Raw genomic sequence first — 17,050 nt, 5'->3', positions numbered from 1 at the left:
ATCCCTTCGCGGTTCGATGCTACGCGAGCGGCACAGGCGAGTCGGGCGCGGAATAGCATGGACGCGTGTTCCTCATCGGGCTGACGGGCGGTATCGCCGCGGGCAAGTCGGCGGTCGCCTCCCGGTTGGCCGAGCACGGCGCCGTGCACATCGACGCCGACGTGCTGGCCCGTGAGGTGGTGGAGCCCGGCACACCCGCGCTCCGTCGGATCGCCGAGGAGTTCGGCTCCGACGTGCTCACCGAGGACGGAGCGCTCGACCGCCGTGCGCTCGGCGATATCGTGTTCGCCGACGCGGGTCTGCGTGAGGTGCTGAACTCGATCACCCACCCTGCGGTGCGGGAGCGCACGCGCGAACTGATCGCAGAAGCGACCGCCGCGAACCCCCGCGCCCGCATCGTCTACGACGTGCCGCTCCTCGTGGAGGCCGCCGTCGACCACCCGTTCGACGCGATCGTGGTCGTGCACGCCACCGACCGCGTGCGGCTCGACCGTCTGGTGCGGTTGCGCGGAATGTCGCCGGGGGAGGCAGGACGGCGGATCGCGGCACAGGCCTCCGAAGAGGAGCGCCTGACCATCGCCGACGTCGTCATCGACGCCAACGGATCACTCGAGGAGACGCTCGCCCAGACCGATGCGTTCTGGTCGAGCATCCCGCGTTCCGCCTCGAGCTGATGCGGAACACACGTTGCGTTCGGCCTGAAGCTGCGTTCGGCCTGAAGCTGCGTTCGGCCTGAAGCTGCGTTCAGCCTGAAGCTGCGTTCAGCCTGAAGCTGCGTTCAGCCTGAAGCTGCGTTCAGCCTGAAGCTGAAAGGGGCTCGGATGTCGGTGGTCCCGCTTAAACTCGAAGCATGCAACCCACCCGCTCCGTTCACCCCTTCGAGGTTGTCAGCGAGTACACGCCGAGCGGTGACCAGCCGCACGCGATAGCCGAGCTCGCCGGTCACATCAACGCGGGCGAGACCGACGTGGTGCTGCTCGGGGCCACCGGAACCGGTAAGTCGGCGACCACGGCGTGGCTGATCGAGGCGGTGCAACGGCCGACCCTCGTGCTCGCCCACAACAAGACGCTGGCGGCCCAGCTCGCGACCGAGTTCCGTGAACTGCTGCCGAACAACGCGGTCGAGTACTTCGTCTCGTACTACGACTACTACCAGCCCGAGGCCTACGTTCCGCAGACCGACACCTTCATCGAGAAGGACTCGTCGATCAACGCGGAGGTGGAGCGCCTCCGCCACTCGACCACCAACTCGCTGCTGAGCCGCCGCGACGTTGTCGTGGTCTCCACGGTGTCGTGCATCTACGGCCTCGGCGCCCCCGTGCAGTACCTCAACGCGATGATGGCGCTGCAGGTGGGTCAGCGGGTCAACCGCGACGACCTCATCCGCAAATTCGTGTCGATGCAGTACCAGCGCAACGACGTGGACTTCTCCCGCGGCAACTTCCGCGTGCGCGGCGACACCATCGAGATCATTCCGATGTACGAGGAGCTCGCGATCCGCATCGAGATGTTCGGTGACGAGATCGAGGGCCTGTACACGCTGCATCCGCTCACCGGCGATATCGTGCGCAAGATGGACTCCGTGTCGGTGTTCCCCGGCTCGCACTACGTCGCGGAGCGCGACGTGATGAACCGGGCGATCGGCACCATCTCGATCGAGCTCGAGGAGCGGCTGAAGGTGCTGGAGCGCGAGGGCAAGCTGCTCGAGGCGCAGCGCCTCCGCATGCGCACGAACTTCGACATCGAGATGATGCAGCAGATCGGCTTCTGCTCCGGGATCGAGAACTACTCCCGGCACATCGATGCCCGCGGGCCGGGCGAGGCCCCGCACTGCCTGCTCGACTACTTCCCGGATGACTTCCTCGTCGTCATCGACGAGTCGCACGTGACGGTGCCGCAGATCGGAGCGATGTACGAGGGCGACTCCTCCCGCAAGCGCACTCTCGTGGATCACGGGTTCCGGCTCCCCAGTGCCCTCGACAACCGTCCGCTGAAGTGGAACGAGTTCAAGGAGCGGGTCGGCCAGACGGTGTACCTCTCCGCCACCCCCGGGAGGTACGAGCTCGGCATCACCGACTCGGTCGTCGAGCAGATCATCCGCCCGACCGGGCTCATCGACCCGCAGATCGTCGTCAAGCCCACCAAGGGGCAGATCGACGACCTGCTCGAGGAGATCACGAAGCGCACCGAGAAGGACGAGCGCATCCTCGTCACCACCCTCACGAAGAAGATGGCGGAGGAGCTCACCGACTTCCTCGCCGAGGCGGGTGTGCGCGTGCGCTACCTGCACTCCGACGTCGACACCCTGCGTCGGGTCGAGCTGCTGTCCGAGCTCCGCACCGGCGTGTACGACGTGCTGGTCGGCATCAACCTGCTCCGCGAGGGGCTCGACCTTCCCGAGGTGTCGCTCGTCGCCATCCTCGACGCCGACAAGGAGGGCTTCCTCCGGTCGTCCACCTCCCTGATCCAGACCATCGGGCGCGCGGCCCGCAACGTGTCGGGCGAGGTGCACATGTACGCCGACGTGCTGACCGATTCCATGCAGCGGGCGATCGAGGAGACCGACCGACGCCGCGAGAAGCAGGTGGCCTACAACCTCGAGCGCGGGGTCGACCCGCAGCCGCTCCGCAAGAAGATCGCCGACATCACCGACGCGCTCGCCCGGGAGGGAGCCGACACGAAGGAGCTGCTCGACGGTCGGCAGGGCGGCAAGCGCTCGCCCACGCCGAACCTGCGCCGCGAGGGCAGGGCGGCGTCCGGCGCCAACGAACTGGAGTCGATCATCCGCGACCTCAACGACCAGATGCTGCAGGCCGCGGCCGAGCTGAAGTTCGAGCTCGCCGGGCGCCTCCGCGACGAGTTGGGCGACCTGAAGAAGGAGCTGCGGCAGATGGAGAAGGCCGGTCACCTGGCTTAGCGACCGTCGCGCTCATCTGCCGGCGAGGGCCCCGGTTACGCCCTCGGGGAACCCGCCGGGGAATGTCGGGGGTGCCGCCTAAGATTCATAGAGTGTCAATTTCCGAGGTAGATGCGTCTGCCAAGCTCAGTGTCCGCGGTGCCCGAGTCCACAATCTCCACAACGTCGACCTCGATATTCCGCGGGACTCCCTCGTGGTGTTCACAGGACTGTCCGGCTCCGGCAAGTCGTCCCTCGCCTTCGACACCATCTTCGCCGAGGGCCAGCGCCGCTACGTGGAGTCGCTCTCGGCCTACGCCCGCCAGTTTCTCGGGCAGGTCGATCGCCCCGACGTCGACTTCATCGAGGGCCTGAGCCCTGCGGTGTCGATCGACCAGAAGTCGACGAACCGCAACCCCCGCTCCACGGTCGGCACGATCACCGAGATCTACGACTACATGCGTCTGCTCTGGGCGCGCATCGGCGTGCCGCACTGCCCGGTCTGCGGAGAGGTCATCAGCAAGCAGACGGTGCAGCAGATCGCCGACCAGCTCATGGAACTGGAAGCCGGTACCCGCTACCAGGTGATGAGCCCCGTCGTGTCGCAGAAGAAGGGCGAGTTCGTCGACCTCTTCAAGGAGCTCGCCTCCACCGGGTACTCCCGCGCGGTGGTCGACGGATCCGTGGTGCAGCTGAGCGACCCGCCCGTCCTCAAGAAGCAGTTCAAGCACGACATCGCGGTGGTGGTCGACCGCCTCGTCGCCGGACCGGATGTGCTCGGCCGGCTCACCGACTCGCTGGAGACCGCGCTGCGCCTCACCGACGGTGTGGTGGCGATCGACTTCGTCGACGTGGACGGCCCGGCCGGGCTCCGCACCTACTCGGAGAAGCTGTCCTGCCCCAACGACCACCCGCTGCAGCTCTCCGAGGTCGAGCCGCGGACCTTCTCCTTCAACGCGCCGTTCGGTGCCTGCCCGGAGTGCTCCGGCCTCGGCACGCGGATGTCGGTCGACCAGGACCTGCTGATCGGCGACGAGAACCTCAGCATCAAGAACGGCGTCATCCTGCCCTGGACCACGCAGGGCAAGGGCCTCTTCAACTACTACGAGAAGCTGCTCGCGGGTCTCGCCCGCGACCTGAAGTTCTCGCTGTCGACCCCGTGGAAGAAGCTCGACCCCTCCGTGCAGGAGGCGGTGCTGCGCGGCGACAACTTCGAGGTGCAGGTGCGCTGGAAGAACCGCTTCGGGCGCGAGATGACCTACTCGTCCGGTTTCGAGGGCGTCATGCCGTACATCGAGCGCCAGTACGCCCAGGCGGAGACCGACAGCCAGCGCCAGCGCTGGTCGGAGTACCTGCGGGAGATCCCGTGCCACGTCTGCGACGGACGCCGGCTGAAGCCCGAGGTGCTCGCCGTGCTGATCCACGGCACCAACATCGCGGAGGTCGCCGAGCTCAGCCTCACCGATGCGCAGGCTTTCATGGCGCAGCTCGAGCTGACCGACCGGGAAGCGACCATTGCGGCGCAGGTGCTGCGGGAGATCCGGGTGCGCCTCGACTTCCTCATCGAGGTGGGGCTCAACTACCTCAACCTGTCCCGCGCGGCGGCGACCCTCTCCGGCGGGGAAGCCCAACGCATCCGCCTCGCCACCCAGATCGGGTCCGGGCTCACCGGCGTGCTCTACGTGCTCGACGAGCCGAGCATCGGCCTGCACCAGAGGGACAACCGCCGTCTCATCGAGACCCTGGTGAAGCTGCGCGACCTCGGCAACACGCTCATCGTGGTCGAGCACGACGAGGACACCATCCGCACCGCCGACTGGATCGTCGACATCGGCCCCGGTGCCGGTGTCAACGGGGGCACGGTCGTGCACTCGGGGTCCTACGACGACCTCGTGCAGAACGAGCGATCGCTCACCGGCGACTACCTCGCCGGTCGCCGCTCGATCGAGATGCCCGCGAAGCGGCGGAAGATCGACAAGAAGCGGCAGATCCAGGTGGTGGGCGCCCGCGCCAACAACCTCAAGGACGTCACCGTCTCGTTCCCGCTCGGCACCCTGACCGCCGTCACCGGTGTGAGCGGGTCGGGCAAGTCGTCGCTCGTCAACGACATCCTGTACCGGGTGCTCGCCAACCAGTTGAACGGCGCCCGCAAGGTGCCGGGCAAGCACTCCCGGGTCACCGGGCTCGAGAATCTCGACAAGGTGGTGCACGTCGACCAGAACCCGATCGGCCGCACCCCGCGATCGAACCCGGCGACCTACACCGGCGTCTTCGACAAGATCCGCAACCTGTTCGCCGAGACGGCGGAGGCCAAGGTGCGGGGGTATCTCCCCGGCCGGTTCAGCTTCAACGTCAAGGGCGGGCGCTGCGAGGCGTGCTCGGGTGACGGAACCATCAAGATCGAGATGAACTTCCTCCCCGATGTCTACGTGGCCTGCGAGGTGTGCGGGGGAGCGCGCTACAACCGCGAGACCCTGGGCATCCACTACAAGGGCAAGAACATCGCCGAGGTGCTCGACATGCCGATCTCCGAAGCGGCCGACTTCTTCGAACCCATCTCGTCGATCCACCGCTTCATGAAGACCCTCGTCGACGTGGGCCTCGGCTACGTACGGCTGGGGCAGAGCGCCACCACCCTGTCGGGCGGAGAGGCGCAGCGCGTCAAGCTCTCCACCGAGCTGCAGCGGCGGTCGAACGGGCGCAGCGTGTACGTGCTCGACGAGCCGACCACGGGCCTGCACTTCGAGGATGTGCGCAAGCTCCTGCTGGTGCTCGGCGGGCTCGTCGACAAGGGAAACACCGTCGTGGTCATCGAGCACAACCTCGACGTGATCAAGTCGGCGGATTGGCTCATCGACATGGGTCCGGAGGGCGGGGCCGGTGGTGGCACCGTGCTCGCGACGGGCACACCGGAACAGCTCGCGAAGGTCGAGGCCAGTCACACCGGCACGTTCCTTCGCGAGGTGCTGGAGCAGCGCTAGCCGACATGGCGAACACCGTCTCCTACCGCCCGAAACCCGGCGAGATCCCCACCGACCCCGGCGTGTACCGGTTCCGCGATGCTCAGGGCCGCGTGCTCTACGTGGGGAAGGCGAACAACCTCCGCGCCCGACTCAGCAACTACTTCGCGCCGCTGCCGAGCCTGCACGAGCGGACGCGACGCATGGTGACCACGGCCAGCAGCGTCGAGTGGACCGTGGTGGCGAGCGAGTTCGAGGCGCTCCAACTCGAGTTCACCTGGATCAAGGAGTTCGACCCGCCCTTCAACGTGCGGTTCCGCGACGACAAGTCGTACCCGTATCTCGCCGTGACCCTCGGCGAACCCGTGCCGCGGGTCTTCGTCACCCGCAATCGCAAGATCAAGGGCGCCCGGTATTTCGGGCCGTACACGAAGGTATGGGCGATCCGGGAGACGGTGGACTCCATGCTCAAGGTGTTCCCGATGCGCAGTTGCACCGAGGCCACCTACAAGCGGGCGCAGCAGACGAACCGCCCGTGCCTCCTCGGCGACATCGGCCGGTGCGCTGCGCCGTGCGTGAACCGCGTGTCGGTGGACGAGCACCGGTCCATCGCGAACGACTTCGTCAGCTTCATGGCCGGCAACGACAGCACCTACATCACGCGCCTCGGGAAGCGGATGCGAGCCGCGTCCGACGAGCAGGACTACGAGGCCGCCGCGCGCTACCGCGACAGCATCGGGGCGCTCGAGGCGGCGCTCAGCAAGACCGCCGTGGTGTTCAACGACCGCGTCGACGCCGACGTGTTCGGAATCGCGGCGGACGAACTCGCGGCCGCGGTGCACCAGTTCCTCGTGCGCGGCGGGCGCATCCGCGGAACCCGCACGTGGGTCGTCGACAAGGAACTCGACATCGGCATCGGCGAGCTGGTGGAGACGGTGCTGCACAACGCCTACGACGAGGACTCCTACCCGCCTCGGGAGATTCTCGTGCCGGAGCTGCCCGAGGACGCCGCCGATCTCGAGAAGTGGCTGACGGAACGCCGACGCGAGGGCATCCGCGAGGAGCCGCGCGGCCCCGGCCGGGTGTCGCTCGGCGCCGTCGACCTGCGGGTGGCGCAGCGCGGGGACAAGAAGGCCCTCGCTGCGACGGCCGCGACGAACGCGCAGCACTCGCTGATGCTCTACAAGACCCGCCGCAGCTCGGACTTCGTCGCCCGGTCGCAGGCCCTCGCCGACATTCAGGAGGCGCTCGGCATGACCGAGGCGCCCCTCCGCATGGAGTGCTTCGACGTGTCGCACCTCAGCGGGACGAACATCGTCGCGTCGATGGTGGTGTTCGAGGACGGCCTCCCCCGCAAGGATCAGTACCGGCGCTTCAGCATCCCGGAGTCCACCGACGACACCGAGTCGATTCACCAGGTGCTCACCCGCCGCCTCGCCTACCTCGGAACCGAGCCCCAGCGCTCGGAGGAGGATCTGGCCGTCAAGAAGTTCTCCTACAGCCCGAACCTGCTGATCGTGGACGGCGGCCAGCCGCAGGTGCAGGCCGCGGCGCGCGCCCTCCGAGAATCGGGCGTCACCGGCATCCAACTGGCCGGCATCGCCAAGCGCCTCGAAGAGATCTGGCTGCCCGACAGCGACTACCCCGTCATCCTGCCGCGCAACAGCGACGCCCTGTTCCTCATCCAGCGCATCCGGGACGAGGCGCACCGCTTCGCGATCACCTACCAGCGCAGCCGGCGCAAGCGCGACATCGGGTCGCAGCTCAGCGAGATCCACGGGCTCGGACCGTCGCGCGTGCAACGACTGCTGAAGCACTTCGGGTCGGTGTCCCGGTTGAAGGCCGCCGGCCTCGACGACATCGCCTCGGTGCGCACCATCGGACCCGCCCTCGCCCGTGTGGTCTACGACAGCCTGCACGACGATCCGCGCGACTCCGACGGAGGCGCCTCCACTGTCGGGAACGACGGCAGCGGTGCGACCGACGAGTACGCGTCCGAACTAAGCTTGAACGGTCCCAGCGGCCCCGAACCGAAGGCGTGACTGCATGAATGCGGAGTCCGACCAACACCAGGTGCTGATCGTCACCGGAATGTCCGGAGCGGGCAGGTCCACCGTCGGCAACGCGCTCGAGGATCTCGGCTGGTACGTCGTCGACAACCTCCCGCCGCAGATGCTGCGCCCCCTCGTGGACCTGAGCGGCCGGGCGGGGGACACCCTGCCCAAGATCGCGGCTGTCGTCGACGTGCGCGGCGGTGACTTCTTCCTCGACCTCCGGGACATCGTGCAGAGCCTCCGCGGCGGCACCGAATTGCGCATGCTCTTCCTCGAGGCGACCGACGCTGCGCTCGTCCGCCGGTTCGAGCAGGTGCGCCGCCCGCACCCGCTGCAGGGCAACGGAACGCTGCTCGACGGCATCTCGGCGGAGCGGGAGCGGATGGTGGAGATCCGCGAGTCGAGCGACATCATCATCGACACGTCCGAACTGAACATCCACCAGCTCGCGACGAAGATCACCGAGGAGTTCAGCGCGGTCGACGAGGCCGGAGTGCGCGTCACGCTCTTGAGCTTCGGATTCAAGTACGGGCTGCCTACCGACGTCGACATGGTCGCCGACATGCGGTTCCTCCCGAACCCGTTCTGGGTGCAGGAGCTCCGCGCGCACAACGGCACCGACCCCGAGGTCAGCGACTACGTGCTCGGCCAGGAGGGCGCCGCCGAGTTCGTCGAACTGTACGGCCGCGCGCTCGATCCGGTGCTCGCCGGCTACCAGCGCGAGAACAAGAGACACGCTACGATCGCCATTGGTTGCACGGGGGGAAAGCACCGTTCCGTTGCCGTCGCCGAGGAGCTCGCGAAGCATCTGCGCGCCCTCCCGGGAGTGGCCGTGAGCGTGAAGCACCGCGATCTCGGACGCGAATGACTCCGCGAAGCGCAAGGGAGAATGTGGATTGGCTCTGACAGCCGACGTCAAGGACGAACTGGCCCGGATCGAGGTCAGCAAGACCACGGTTCGCGCCGCCGAACTGGCGACCATCCTCCGCTTCTCCGGCGGCCTCCACCTCATCTCCGGGCGCATCGCCGTGGAGTCCGAACTCGACACGGCGCAACTCGCCCGACGGGTGCGCAAGGACCTCGCCGAGCTCTACGGGGTGCGCAGCGACATCTCGGTGATCGCCGCGTCCGGGCTCCGCCGCACCAACCACTATCTCGTTCGTGTGCTCGAGGGGGAGACGCTCGCCCGCCAGACCGGGCTGCTCGACGCGCGTCGTCGCCCGATCCGCGGCCTCCCGAATCGTCTGACGACCGGATCGCGTGAGGAGATCGCCGCCGTCTGGCGCGGCGCATTCCTCGCCGCGGGCTCGCTGACCGACCCGGGACGATCCGCCGCCCTCGAGGTCGTGTCGCCCGGAAACGAGGCGGCCATGGCGCTCGTGGGCGCAGCGGGGCGACTGCAGATCGCGGCCAAGGCCCGCGAGGTGCGCGGTGTGCACCGCGTCGTCATCCGCGACGGCGAGTCCATCAGCGCGATGCTCGTGCACATGGGCGCCTCCGCGAGCGTCGCGTCCTGGGACGAGATGCGTCAGCGCCGCGAGGTTCGCGCGACCGCGAACCGGCTCGTCAACTTCGACGACGCGAACCTGCGCCGCTCGGCGCAGGCCGCCGTCGCCGCCTGCGCCCGCGTCGACCGCGCCATGGAGATCCTCGGCGAGGACATCCCCGACCACCTCCGCTACGCGGGGGAGCTTCGCCTCACGTTCCGCGATGCGAGCCTCGACGAGCTCGGCCACCACTCCGACCCGCCGATGACCAAGGACGCCGTCGCCGGACGCATCCGCCGGCTGCTCGCCATGGCCGACAAGAAGGCCGCCGATCTCGGCATCCCGGGCACCGATGCGAACCTCCCGCCCGACCTCGATGACGTGTGACCCGGTACGCCGGGAGCGCTCGGGTCTAGACTCGGAAGGTCACTGCGGGACCGGCAGTGTGCCGGCTTTCGTCCCGATAGAGGAGATATTCAATGGCTGACTACACGCTCATCGACCTGCCCTACGACTACTCGGCGCTCGAGCCGAACATCAGCGGTCGCATCATGGAACTGCACCACGACAAGCACCACAAGACCTACGTGGACGGCGCCAACACCGCACTCGCCAAGCTCGCCGAAGCCCGCGACAGCGAAGACTTCACCTACGTGAACAAGCTCGAGAAGGACCTCGCCTTCAACCTCTCCGGCCACGTGAACCACACGGTGTTCTGGAACAACCTCTCGCCCGACGGTGGCGACAAGCCCGACGGCGAGCTGGGAGCGGCGATCGACGAGTTCTTCGGCTCGTTCGACAAGTTCCGCGGCCACTTCACCGCCAACGCGCTCGGCATCCAGGGTTCCGGCTGGTCGATTCTGGCTTGGGATTCCCTCGGCCAGAAGCTCATCATCGAGCAGCTCTACGACCACCAGGGCAACATGGCCACCGGAACGGTGCCCCTCCTCATGCTCGACATGTGGGAGCACGCGTTCTACCTCGACTACGTGAACGTGAAGGCCGACTACGTCAAGGCGTTCTGGAACATCACCAACTGGTCCGACGTCTCGGCTCGCTTCGTCGCGGCCCGCGAGAAGACGAACGGCCTGCTGCTACTGTCGTAGCGCGCTCGTCGCGGGGACCCGACACGGGTCCCCGCACCCTCTCTACCCCGTCATCCGCGTCTTCCGACGCCACGAAGTAACTGGAGCACTGTGTCAGTCAAGATCGGAATCAACGGCTTCGGCCGCATCGGCCGCAACTACTTCCGGGCCGCACTGGCCAAGGGGAGCGACCTCGAGATCGTCGCCGTCAACGACCTCACCGACAACAAGGCGCTCGCGCACCTCCTGAAGTACGACTCCATCACCGGCCGACTCGACGCGACCGTCGAGCTCGAGGGTGACTCCATCGTCGTCAACGGCAAGCCGATCAAGGTGCTCGAGGAGCGCGACCCGGCCAACCTGCCGTGGGGCGAACTCGGCGTCGACATCGTGATCGAGTCCACCGGTCGTTTCACCAAGTCCGCCGACGCCCGCAAGCACATCGAGGCCGGCGCCAAGAAGGTACTTGTGTCGGCTCCCGCCACGGGCGACGACGTGGCGACGCTCGTGCTCGGCGTGAACGAGGGCACCTACGACCCCGCCACGCACGACGTCATCTCCAACGCGTCCTGCACCACCAACTGCCTCGCGCCGCTCGCCAAGGTGTTCATGGACGAGTTCGGCATCGAGCGCGGACTGATGACCACGGTGCACGCCTACACCGCGGACCAGAACCTGCAGGACGGCCCGCACAGCGACCTCCGCCGTGCGCGCGCCGCTGCGCTGAACATCATCCCCACGTCGACGGGTGCCGCCAAGGCGCTCGGCCTCGTCATCCCCGAACTCGTCGGCAAGCTCGACGGCTACGCCCTGCGCGTGCCGGTGCCGACCGGTTCCATCACCGACCTCACGATCGAGACCTCCGCGTCCGTCACCGTCGAGCAGGTCAACGCTGCCTACAAGGCCGCCGCCGAGGGACCCCTCAAGGGCGTCCTCAAGTACACCGAGGACCCGATCGTCTCGAGCGACATCGCCGGTGACCCGCACTCCTGCATCTTCGACGCCGGGCTCACCAAGGTGATCGGCACCCAGGTGAAGGTGGGCGGCTGGTACGACAACGAGTGGGGATACTCGAACCGCCTCGTCGACCTCACCGAGTACGTGGCCGAGCGCCTCTAACCGCCGACCCGTGGCCCTCCGCACGCTCGACTCGCTCGGGTCGCTGTCCGGCAAGCGCATCCTGGTGCGCTGCGACCTCAACGTCCCGATGAAGGGGGGCGCGATCACCGACGATGGTCGGGTTCGCGCCTCCCTCCGCACGATCAATACCCTGCTCAACGCCGGCGCGCAGGTGATCGTGCTCTCGCACCTCGGTCGCCCCGACGGGGCACCCGATCCGCAGTACAGCCTCGCCCCGGTGGCGCAGCGGCTCTCCGAGCTGCTCGGCAAGCGCGTCACCTTCGCCTCGGACACCGTGGGCGGAGCTGCCGAAGCCGAGGTGAACCGCCTCACCAACGGCGACGTGCTGGTGCTCGAGAACCTCCGGTTCAACCCGGAGGAGACGAGCAAGGACGAGAACGAGCGGCGCGGGTTCGCCCAGAAGCTCGCCGACTACGCCGATGCCTTCGTGTCCGACGGGTTCGGTGTGGTGCACCGCAAGCAGGCGAGCGTGTACGAACTCGCCACGCTGTTGCCGAGCGCCGCCGGCCTCCTCATCGCGTCGGAACTCGGCGTGCTCGAACGGCTCACCAGCACGCCCGAGCGGCCCTATACGGTGGTGCTCGGCGGCTCGAAGGTCTCCGACAAGCTCGGCGTCATCGAGCACCTGCTGCCGAAGGTGGACTCGCTACTCATCGGTGGAGGAATGCTGTTCACGTTCCTCGCCGCGCAGGGGCACAGTGTGGGCAAGAGCCTGCTCGAGTCCGACCAAATCGAGGCCGTCCGCGGTTACCTCGAGGCGGCCGACCGGCACGGGGTGCGCATCGTGCTGCCCACCGACATCGTGATGGCGAGCGAGTTCGGCGCGAAGGCGAAGACCGCCGTGCGACCCGCGGACTCGCTCGAGGACACCCCGTTCGGCGACTCCGGTCTCGGACTCGACATCGGACCGGACAGCGCCGCGGCCTTCGCGGAGATCATCCGCTCGTCGAAGACGGTGTTCTGGAACGGCCCCATGGGCGTCTTCGAGCTGGAGCCGTTCGCCGACGGCACCAGACGGATCGCCGAGGCCCTCACCGAGGTGGACGGCCTCAGCGTGGTCGGCGGCGGCGACTCCGCCGCCGCGGTGCGCGCGCTCGACTTTTCGGACGACCGTTTCGGTCACATATCGACGGGTGGGGGTGCGAGCCTCGAATTCCTCGAGGGCAAGCGCCTGCCCGGACTGGAGATCCTCGGATGGCAAGCATGACCGACGGCGCAGGCCGCACCCCGCTCATCGCCGGCAACTGGAAGATGAACCTCGATCACCTCCAGGCGATCGCGTTCGTGCAGAAGCTCGCGTGGAGCCTCAAGGACGCGCGGCACGACTTCGCGGCCGTCGAGGTCGCCGTCTTCCCGCCGTTCACCGATCTCCGTTCCGTGCAGACCCTCATCGCGGCCGACAAGCTCCCGCTGGAGTACGGTGCGCAGGACATCTCGGAACACGACTCCGGCGCGTACACCGGAGAGGTCTCGGGCGCACTGATCTCGGCGCTCGAGTGCCGCTACGTGCTGATCGGCCACAGCGAGCGACGCACCCTGCACGCCGAGACGGACGAGCAGGTCGCGGCGAAGGTCGACGCGGCGCTCCGCAACGACCTGGTACCGATCATCTGCGTGGGCGAGACGTCGGAGGACCTCGAGAAGCACGGCCCGAGTGCCGTGCCGGTCGCGCAGCTCCGGGCGGCACTGGCCGGGGTCACGACCGCCGCGGACATCGTCGTCGCCTACGAGCCCGTGTGGGCCATCGGCTCCGGTCAGGCGGCAACCCCCGATCAGGCCGAGCAGGTCGCCGCCCAGCTCCGCAGCACCCTCGCCGAGCTGCTCGGAGCGGATGTCGCCGGCAAGACCCGCATCCTGTACGGCGGATCGGTGAAGGCCAACAACATCGCCGGGTTCATGCGCGAGCCGAACGTGGACGGCGCCCTCGTCGGCGGCGCGAGCCTCGACCTCACCGAATTCGCCAGCATCGTACGCTTCCGCAACCACGTCGGGGTGTAGCTCGGGCCGCGCGCCGCGTGACCGGCGTGCGCACGTTTGTTATGATCGATGACGGTCCCCGTGGCCTCCGACTGTTCACAGCTTTTCGAAAGGCCCCGTGTGGAAATCCTTCAGGTGATCGTGCAAGTGATGCTCGGTGTCACGAGCCTCCTGCTCACCATGCTGATTCTGCTGCACCGCGGCCGCGGCGGAGGGTTGTCCGACATGTTCGGTGGCGGCGTCACCTCCAACCTCGGCGCCTCGGGAGTCGCAGAACGCAACCTGAACCGCATCACGGTGATCCTCGGCCTGGTCTGGATCACCTGCATCGTCGTCCTCGGCCTCATCACCAAGTTCGACGCCGGGGTCTGACCCTTTCCCACAGGGGCGCAGACCGCACCTTTCGACAACCAACCCGACTAGCACAATAGAGGACTTTCAATGGCATCTGGAGGAAGCGCGATCCGCGGATCGCGAGTGGGCGCTGGCCCCATGGGCGAGCAGGACCGCGGCTACCACGCGGAGCGCATCACGGTCTCGTACTGGGACGCACTCGGTAACGAGACCGTGCGTCACTTCGCCGCCAACCTGCCCGAGGAGGAGATCCCCGAGACGATCGACTCGCCGCAGTCGGGTCTCCCCGCCGGCCGTGACCGCGAGAACCCGCCGTCGGTCGCCAAGCTGGAGCCGTACAAGACGCACCTCGCGTACGTGAAGGAACGACGCACCGAGGAAGAGGCTGCCCAGCTGCTCGAGGAAGCCCTTCAGCAGCTCCGCGCCCGTCGCGGCAAGCTGAGCGCGCAGAACTAGACGCGACCCGAACGACGAAGAGCCCCGACCGCACTGCGGTCGGGGCTCTTTCACATAACGAGCACGGTGCCTGAGCTCGTCTCAGAGACGCACCGATACGGTCCCTGAGCTCGTCGAAGGGGCGCGCCCCACGGTCCCTAGACCTGTCGAAGGGGCACACCCCACGGTCCCTGAGCCTGTCGAAGGGGCGTAAGCGATCTCCCTTCGACAAGCTCAGGGAGCGTGGTGCAGCTCAGGGAGCGTGGTGCAGCTCAAGGAGCGTGAAGCGGCTCAGTACGCGCTGAGGAAGAGGTTTTCGGGCACGTCGGCCGCGGCTTCGCGGTCCACGAAGAAGACGGTGCGCTTGCGGCCCTTCACGCCCGCGACAGGCACGCCCGCGCGGTCGGCGCCGGCCAGTGCCAGACCGAGAGCGGAGGCCTTGTCGGGGCCCGCGAGGACCATCCACACCCGCTGCGATGCGTTGATCACCGGCAGGGTGAGGCTGATGCGCTCCGGCGGCGGCTTCGGCGAGTCCGCGACCGCGAGCACGGTTTCGTCCTTCACGTTCACGCTGTCGTGGTCGGGGAACAGGGACGCGATGTGCCCATCCGGGCCGACGCCCAGGATGGTGATGTCGAAACGCGGTGCGGCGAAGTCGCCGTCGGAGTGTTCCGCGAGCTCGGCGGCGTACGTCCGCGCCGCCTCCTCGAGGGTCTGCCCGTCGTCGGTCGACGGCATCGGATGCACGTTCTCGTCCGGCACATCGATGTGTCGCAGCAGCGCCTCGCGCGCCTGCCCCTCGTTGCGCTCCGGCGTCACCGCCGACGCGGATCTCGGCGTCGAGCCGGGCACGGGAACCAGCCGCGGAGTGATCGCCGCTCAGGTCGCTCGACACCACAATGACCCGCATGGGGTGCTCGCGGGACGCGTCGTTGGCGGCCTCGATCGCTTCCTCCTCGCTCCCGAGGGAGGTGGAGATCACGAGGGTGAGCACGCGACCCAGAGCGACGGCTCCGCCCTCCTCGCGGATCTTGACGAGGGTCTTCGAGATCTTACTGGTGGTCGTGTTGGGCAGGTCAACTCTCATGGTCGCCTCCAGGTTCTTCCGTCGCGGGCGAGAAGGTCATCGGCGGAGGGCGGCCCCCAGGTACCGGGCCGGTACTGCTCGAGCGGACCCTGCTCCGCCCAGAACTCCTCGATCGGATCGAGGATCTTCCACGACAGTTCGACCTCGCGGTGCCGGGGGAACAGGGGCGGATCGCCGAGCAGAACGTCGAGAATGAGGCGTTCGTACGCCTCGGGGCTGGCCTCGGTGAACGCGTGCCCGTACCCGAAGTCCATGGTCACGTCACGCACCTGCATCCCGGCGCCGGGCACCTTCGATCCGAACCGGATCGTCACGCCCTCGTCGGGCTGCACCCGGATCACGAGGGCGTTCTGCCCGAGCTGCGACGTCTGGCTCTCGGCGAACAGATGCTGGGGGGCCCGCTTGAACACCACGGCGATCTCGGTGACCCGGCGACCGAGGCGCTTGCCCGCGCGCAGGTAGAACGGCACACCGGTCCAGCGGCGGGTGCCGATGTCGAGTCGCATCGCTGCGTAAGTCTCCGTCGTGGACTCGGGGTTCATCCCCTCCTCCTCGAGGAACCCGATGACGGACTCGCCACCCTGCCAGCCGGACGAGTACTGGCCGCGCGCGGTGGCCGTCGACAGGTCCTTCGGCAGGCGCACCGCGGAAAGCACCTTCTCCTTCTCGTCGCGCAGGGCCTCGGCGTCGAACGACACCGGTTCCTCCATCGCGGTGAGGGCGAGAAGCTGCAGCAGGTGGTTCTGGATGACATCGCGGGCGGCGCCGATGCCGTCGTAGTACCCGGCTCGGCCGCCGACGCCGATGTCCTCCGCCATGGTGATCTGCACGTGATCGACGTAATTCGCGTTCCAGATGGGCTCGTAGAGCTGGTTGGCGAAGCGCAGAGCGAGGATGTTCTGCACCGTCTCCTTGCCCAGGTAGTGGTCGATGCGGAACACCGAGTCGGGCGGGAACACCGACTCGACGACGTCGTTCAGCTCACGAGCCGTCTTCAGGTCGCTGCCGAAGGGCTTCTCGATCACGACACGGCGCCAGCGCCCATCCTTCTGCTCCGCGAGACCCGACCGGCGCAGCTGCTCGGTTACGAGGGGGAACGACTTCGGTGGAATCGACAGGTAGAACGCGTGGTTCCCCATCGTGCCCCGCTCGCGGTCGAGCTCCTCGGTCACCTTCTTCAACTGGGCGAACGCCTCGTCGTCGTCGAACGTTCCCTGCACGAACCGGATGCCCTGCGCCAGCTGGTGCCAGACATCCTCGTCGAATTCGGTGCGCGCGTACTGCTTCACCGAGTCATGCACGACCTGCTCGAAGTCCTGGTCCTCCCAGTCCCTCCGGGCGAACCCGACGAGGGCGAACCCCGGGGGGAGGAGGCCGCGGTGGGCGAGGTCGTACACCGCCGGCATCAGCTTCTTGCGCGCGAGGTCACCGGTCACGCCGAAGATGATGAGGCTGCTGGGTCCGGCGATGCGATTGAGTCGACGATCCGACGCGATGCGCAGCGGGTTGTTATCCGGGGTGATTTCCACCGGCGACATGAAGCTCCTTGTATTGGGCCGGGGATCCCGACACGAA

At 67.6% G+C, this 17,050-nt stretch carries 14 protein-coding genes and 1 pseudogene; 12 read left to right on the top strand and 3 right to left on the bottom strand.

The features are described from left to right. Nucleotides 1–65 precede the first annotated feature (65 nt). From coaE to EY822_RS14530, 12 genes are all read left to right on the top strand, one after another. A complete protein-coding gene (gene coaE, locus EY822_RS14585; RefSeq protein WP_150309179.1) occupies nucleotides 66–674 on the top strand; it encodes a dephospho-CoA kinase in 609 nt (202 codons plus the stop codon). 176 nt (nucleotides 675–850) lie between these two features. Beyond that, nucleotides 851–2,917: an excinuclease ABC subunit UvrB gene (gene uvrB, locus EY822_RS14580; protein WP_150309178.1), complete on the top strand. Its 2,067-nt coding sequence runs from the start codon at nucleotides 851–853 to the stop codon at nucleotides 2,915–2,917. Between the two features lie 62 nt (nucleotides 2,918–2,979). Next, a complete protein-coding gene (gene uvrA / locus EY822_RS14575; RefSeq protein WP_150309177.1) occupies nucleotides 2,980–5,877 on the top strand; it encodes an excinuclease ABC subunit UvrA in 2,898 nt (965 codons plus the stop codon). A gap of 5 nt (nucleotides 5,878–5,882) precedes the next feature. Next, nucleotides 5,883–7,898, top strand: coding sequence for an excinuclease ABC subunit UvrC (gene uvrC, locus EY822_RS14570; protein ID WP_150309176.1), 2,016 nt, complete (start codon nucleotides 5,883–5,885; stop codon nucleotides 7,896–7,898). A gap of 4 nt (nucleotides 7,899–7,902) precedes the next feature. Continuing rightward, nucleotides 7,903–8,778 (top strand): RNase adapter RapZ, encoded by an 876-nt coding sequence (rapZ, locus tag EY822_RS14565; RefSeq protein ID WP_150309175.1) that lies wholly within the window; start codon nucleotides 7,903–7,905, stop codon nucleotides 8,776–8,778. A gap of 28 nt (nucleotides 8,779–8,806) precedes the next feature. Continuing rightward, a complete protein-coding gene (whiA, locus tag EY822_RS14560) occupies nucleotides 8,807–9,784 on the top strand; it encodes a DNA-binding protein WhiA (protein WP_150309174.1) in 978 nt (325 codons plus the stop codon). 92 nt (nucleotides 9,785–9,876) lie between these two features. Beyond that, the gene (locus EY822_RS14555) at nucleotides 9,877–10,503 is read left to right on the top strand and encodes a superoxide dismutase (RefSeq protein WP_150309173.1); all 627 of its coding nucleotides are present in this window, start codon (nucleotides 9,877–9,879) and stop codon (nucleotides 10,501–10,503) included. Nucleotides 10,504–10,593: 90 nt separating this feature from the next. Further along, complete coding sequence (gene gap / locus EY822_RS14550; RefSeq protein ID WP_150309172.1) at nucleotides 10,594–11,601, top strand: type I glyceraldehyde-3-phosphate dehydrogenase; 1,008 nt, start codon at nucleotides 10,594–10,596, stop codon at nucleotides 11,599–11,601. A 10-nt stretch (nucleotides 11,602–11,611) separates the two neighbouring features. Next, nucleotides 11,612–12,829, top strand: coding sequence for a phosphoglycerate kinase (locus EY822_RS14545; RefSeq protein WP_150309171.1), 1,218 nt, complete (start codon nucleotides 11,612–11,614; stop codon nucleotides 12,827–12,829). Next, nucleotides 12,826–13,620 (top strand): triose-phosphate isomerase, encoded by a 795-nt coding sequence (gene tpiA / locus EY822_RS14540; RefSeq protein WP_150309170.1) that lies wholly within the window; start codon nucleotides 12,826–12,828, stop codon nucleotides 13,618–13,620. The genes EY822_RS14545 and tpiA overlap by 4 nt, the downstream gene beginning before the upstream one ends. 99 nt (nucleotides 13,621–13,719) lie before the next feature. Beyond that, complete coding sequence (gene secG / locus EY822_RS14535; RefSeq protein ID WP_150309169.1) at nucleotides 13,720–13,971, top strand: preprotein translocase subunit SecG; 252 nt, start codon at nucleotides 13,720–13,722, stop codon at nucleotides 13,969–13,971. Between the two features lie 69 nt (nucleotides 13,972–14,040). Then, a complete protein-coding gene (locus EY822_RS14530; protein ID WP_150309168.1) occupies nucleotides 14,041–14,409 on the top strand; it encodes an RNA polymerase-binding protein RbpA in 369 nt (122 codons plus the stop codon). A 270-nt stretch (nucleotides 14,410–14,679) separates the two neighbouring features. Here the strand turns inward: EY822_RS14530 and pgl are convergent, their stop codons facing one another. The 3 genes and pseudogenes from pgl to zwf all read right to left on the bottom strand — a co-directional run bounded on the left by pgl (nucleotide 14,680) and on the right by zwf (nucleotide 17,013). Next, complete coding sequence (gene pgl, locus EY822_RS14525; RefSeq protein ID WP_227497375.1) at nucleotides 14,680–15,240, bottom strand: 6-phosphogluconolactonase; 561 nt, start codon at nucleotides 15,238–15,240, stop codon at nucleotides 14,680–14,682. Continuing rightward, a pseudogene (locus tag EY822_RS14520) lies at nucleotides 15,194–15,475 on the bottom strand (glucose-6-phosphate dehydrogenase assembly protein OpcA); the annotation flags it as partial. The pseudogene EY822_RS14520 and the gene pgl, both read right to left, overlap by 47 nt. Then, nucleotides 15,472–17,013, bottom strand: a complete 1,542-nt coding sequence (gene zwf, locus EY822_RS14515; RefSeq protein ID WP_150309166.1) for a glucose-6-phosphate dehydrogenase — start codon at nucleotides 17,011–17,013, stop codon at nucleotides 15,472–15,474. The gene zwf and the pseudogene EY822_RS14520, both read right to left, overlap by 4 nt. Between the last annotated feature and the right edge of the window lie 37 nt (nucleotides 17,014–17,050).

The organism is Planctomonas psychrotolerans (genome assembly GCF_008642235.1).
Taxonomy (GTDB): Bacteria; Actinomycetota; Actinomycetes; order Actinomycetales; family Microbacteriaceae; genus Planctomonas; species Planctomonas psychrotolerans.
The sequence above is the reverse complement of the archived record's forward strand: the minus strand, read 5'-3'. Positions and strand labels throughout refer to the sequence as shown.